Origin of the sequence: Bacillus haikouensis, assembly GCF_013179555.1 — a bacterium.
Classification (GTDB): domain Bacteria; phylum Bacillota; class Bacilli; order Bacillales; family Bacillaceae_B; genus Rossellomorea; species Rossellomorea haikouensis_A.
In genome coordinates, this window is record NZ_JABMCR010000319.1 from 1 (window position 1) to 4,194 (window position 4,194).

Consider the following 4,194-nt stretch of genomic DNA (forward strand, 5'->3'; position numbering starts at 1 on the left):
AACCAGGGTACCACAGATAGGATTAAAAGAAACCACCAGCTTGAATTAAAAACCGCATCTGATAACCAATTTTCAATAGCCAAATCGGCGTATCTTTGTTGTAATGCCATTAACTCCTTTACGGTGCCATCCATATAAGTCATCTCCAGTTTTTCTTCTAGTATTTCAATGTTTTTTGTTAATAATTCAACGTTATTTGGATTTCTTTGTATCATCTAAAGGTTATACAAACCATTAAATAGAAAAAGAGCGATTTGTTTTATCGTTAATGAAGTTAAATGAAATAACCATAAACTTTAAAGCTGAGAAAAGATTATATTTATGGTAAACTTTTTGAAAATTGAAAATCAAGGAGTGTTAAGCGTGATCAATTATGATGGGCGTACGTTTGTATCAACTGAAAATACAACAAATGGGGAGGTTTCATCCAAAACGTTTTTTGAATATAAACAAGAAGGAAACATCCTGTCAGCAACATACAGCGGGGGAGATATTGTTCAAGGAACTTTGATCGGCATCGTGAGAGAAAATGGCAGTTTAACGTTTAAATATAACCATGTAAACATTCAAAACGATATAAGAGGAGGTCAATGTGATTCCACTCCTGAGATTCTATCCGATGGCAGAATAAGGCTGCATGAAAGCTGGAAATGGCTCGATCGTGATCAAAGCGAAGGTGAATCGATTGTAGAAGAAGTGATATAACGAAAGTACTCCTGTTAAGATCGTTTGAGGGATTGGGACTATAAAGATTAATTAGAACAAAAAAAGATAAACGGGATGCAAAACTCGAAGTGATCATGATCGTGAAACCCTTTACCTTTATGCAAAGTTTCAGTATAATTAAACTATAGATGCAAATAGTAAAAAGAGAAGTCTTAGTGCTGGTACTCTAAGACTCCTCTCACATACAATAGCCTGCTTGATGAACAGCAGTCTGACCATCATGAAAGTAACCTTCCCTACTAGTCGCCAAACTGAACAGGGTGGGTTACTTTTTTTGTGTTACAGCAATGATTGCTACAACCAGCGATATTCCTGCAACAACTAAAGATCCGAATCCAATTAGTAATTGAAGAACGTCACTTACCGTAACCATATCAGCAACACCCCCCTTCTTAGGAGAGTGCCAGCTGCTGCCCACCCTGCTTGCTATTGTATATTTATTATAGCACATGTGTTTGTATTTTAAATCCCATCAAAGGGACCTGTCTGATTTTTTGGTGACGTAAATAACTGTCAAATTTTTAATGGACAGGAAGAAGCTTCGGTTTTTCCGCTTTTATTTATCCGGATTCTTCCTGGAGGCTGCTTATACTATTCATATAAAGAAAGGATGTTAAATGGTGAGACAAATCATAACTCTGGGCGGTGGGGGGTTCTCCATGGAACCTGAGAATCCGTTGTTGGATCGATATATACTTAATCAGTCCGATAAACCAAATCCGAAGATCTGTTTTATTCCAACCGCAAGTGGTGATTCAGACCAGTATATCTCCAAATATTATACCTTCTTTGATAAAGAAAACTGCCGGCCATCACACTTATCATTGTTTAAACCACCGACAAGAGATTTAGAGGGATTTTTATTAGAGAAGGATATTATTTATGTGGGAGGCGGAAATACGAAGAACCTGCTGGTTTTGTGGAAAGAGTGGGGATTGGATGCTGTTTTAAGAAAGGCTTGGGAGCAGGGAATCGTGTTGGCAGGTATAAGTGCAGGTTCGATTTGCTGGTTTGAAGAGGGCGTTACAGACTCCTACGGTGATGGGTTGGAACCTATTAAATGTCTGGGTTTCTTAAAAGGAAGCAATTGTCCGCATTACGATGGGGAAACCGAAAGAAGACCTGCCTATCATAGATTCATCCACTCCGGAGTGATACAACCTGGGATTGCAGCTGATGATGGAGCCGCTGTGCATTACATAGACCAGGACATACATGGGATCATTAGTTCAAGACCAAATGCTAAGGCCTACAAGGTCTATTATGAAGAGAAGATTAATGAAATTGAACTTGAAACAAAGTTCTTGGGATATTCAGAAATGAAAGGGGATTTATGAGTGATCAGTGCCCTGTTTTTTGAAAGAAAAATTCTTACTTATGATAATGGTTGTTGACGAACATATGTTCTGCGATGTAAAATATATTTATGGGTAATAAAAGCTGATGTAACTGGCAGTTGGAATTTACTTAACGCCCTAAAAAAATTCGAACTAAGGAGCTGTTGAATGATGTCTATTAGTATGAACCCGTATTTGGTTTTTGACGGAAACACGAAAGAAGCGGTCCATTTTTACGAGAAAGCGCTTGGCGGGAAAGTGATAGGTATCATGACGTTCGGAGATATGCCGGCGGACCCGGATCATCCGTTGACGGATGACATGAAGGAACGCGTTATGCATGCACACTTACAAGTCGGCAGCGATAATCTCATGTTCTCCGATACGTACCCAGGCATGCCTTATGAGCAAGGCAATGCAATTCAGATTGCGATTCACCCCAAAGATGAGGCAGGGGCCAGGGAAGTCTTCGCGGCTTTGGAAGACGGAGGACAAGTGATTATGCCCCTTCAGAAGACGGATTGGAGCCCATTGTACGGGCAGGTAAAAGACAAGTTTGGCGTTACTTTTCAAGTGAATGTCGCAGGAGATCAACCGGAGTAAGAACATTTTTTTGGCAGTGATCAATCTGTTTTTTTGAACATAGTCCCAGAAGGCAGCGATGCAGATTCTTAACCGGCATTATTACTATATTTATTTTTATTGTGCCGATTTCTGGTGAATCGTGCCACTAGTAGAATTGTCTAAGAAGGTCATGTGAAATAGACAACAATTCATATTGCTCCTGAAGCACAATTGTTCAAGAAACAGATGACTGATGCACTTGCTCGATTCCAATACCAAAGGGGACATTCATTGAGAGGGTTCCCTTTGTGATTGGATAGGACGAACTAAGGAGGCATTAACGGATATTGTAGGAACCGAGAATTTCAACGTTTACTACAGGCTTGAACTCCACTTGCTGATACTCTTTTTTCCATGTATCCGGATTCCAGCTTTCAGGGTATTTTGTTGATAATTCTTTAGCGATCCCTAAAGCATCGCTATTGGCTTCTATTAAGATATTGGTTAACTCCTTCGCTTGTTTGGTGAGTTCTCTTGAAGATAGTTTATTTAAAGAGTTGATATTCTCTTGAGTTTCTTCATCATAGTAGCTTACGACTCTTGCTTGTAAGTCTGCTTTGATATGGCATGTCACTTTTCCATTTTCTTTCACAACATCTGTTTTAATCTTACTATTCTCTATAGTAATGGTAAGGGGCTGGCTTAATTCTGCTGCTTCTATATTCACTTTTGTCCTATTTTTGTTATCGTCCCTAAGGGTTAACAGTAGTGTAGTTTGACTGGTTGTTAAAGTCGTTCCGGTGAATTTATCACTGTTGAATAAGGCCGACCCTGCCAGGCGCAGGATGTTTTGGTTATCTTTTTTAATAAAGGGAATGATGACATCAGTCGAATTATCTGTTATTTTGTTCCATATCGTAAAGCTGGTTTCTGTAGGAATGTATGACTCTTTTTCACCGCCAAGAAGAAGATCATCCACTTCAAACACAATCGGACTTTCATTTTGTTTTAATGATAATATATCATTGCCTTTTCCCTCACATATGATGATACGTGAAGATATATAGCCTCTGGTCGAACGGATAATCGGTTCTAATAAGGAATTGATGCCTTTGGTTTTGGCCAATTCTTCCCCCACAATGATGATAAATGCTTTTCCTGCACTCATCCTCCCGGAAACTTTATTTTGCAGATCCATTTCAAGCTGGCCTACCGTTTTATTTTCGGAAACATAGAATTCATCCGTAACCTCGAACTTACCTCCTCCAGCCCCGCGGACATTAATCGCACGGACTGTTCCCAGGATTTTATCGGGTTCTTCAGCATTGTCAAAACTGATGCCGTTGACAAGTCTGGTGTCCTTTAGCTGGTTTTGATCCCAGCAGCCTGCCAGAAGAGATGAAGAAAAGAATATAAACAGAATCTTTCTCATTAGAAATCCCCCCGCTTTTTAAATATGTACGTTAACAATAGCAGCATGCAAGGAAAAGCAAATACAACTCCATAGCTTAAGTATTCTACAAAGGTGGAATATCGCTCCAGAGAAACAGGATCTTTCTTTGCAATC

The 4,194-nt window shown here is 39.4% G+C and carries 5 protein-coding genes; 3 read left to right on the forward strand and 2 right to left on the reverse strand.

Going from position 1 to position 4,194, the window contains the following annotated elements:
- The first annotated feature begins 363 nt into the window (after positions 1–363).
- On the forward strand, positions 364–705 hold the full coding sequence (locus HP456_RS20565) for an avidin-fold protein (RefSeq protein WP_172254597.1): 342 nt from the start codon (positions 364–366) through the stop codon (positions 703–705).
- Between the two features lie 286 nt (positions 706–991).
- On the opposite strand, the gene HP456_RS20570 is transcribed toward HP456_RS20565, so the two are convergent.
- Positions 992–1,099: a putative holin-like toxin gene (locus HP456_RS20570; protein ID WP_172254599.1), complete on the reverse strand. Its 108-nt coding sequence runs from the start codon at positions 1,097–1,099 to the stop codon at positions 992–994.
- Between the two features lie 247 nt (positions 1,100–1,346).
- Here HP456_RS20570 and HP456_RS20575 point away from each other — a divergent pair, with 247 nt between their 5' ends.
- Complete coding sequence (locus tag HP456_RS20575; protein ID WP_172254601.1) at positions 1,347–2,063, forward strand: Type 1 glutamine amidotransferase-like domain-containing protein; 717 nt, start codon at positions 1,347–1,349, stop codon at positions 2,061–2,063.
- A 171-nt stretch (positions 2,064–2,234) separates the two neighbouring features.
- On the forward strand, positions 2,235–2,666 hold the full coding sequence (locus tag HP456_RS20580; RefSeq protein WP_172254603.1) for a VOC family protein: 432 nt from the start codon (positions 2,235–2,237) through the stop codon (positions 2,664–2,666).
- Positions 2,667–2,964: 298 nt separating this feature from the next.
- On the opposite strand, the gene HP456_RS20585 is transcribed toward HP456_RS20580, so the two are convergent.
- A complete protein-coding gene (locus tag HP456_RS20585) occupies positions 2,965–4,059 on the reverse strand; it encodes a Ger(x)C family spore germination protein (protein WP_246289317.1) in 1,095 nt (364 codons plus the stop codon).
- Positions 4,060–4,194 lie beyond the last annotated feature (135 nt).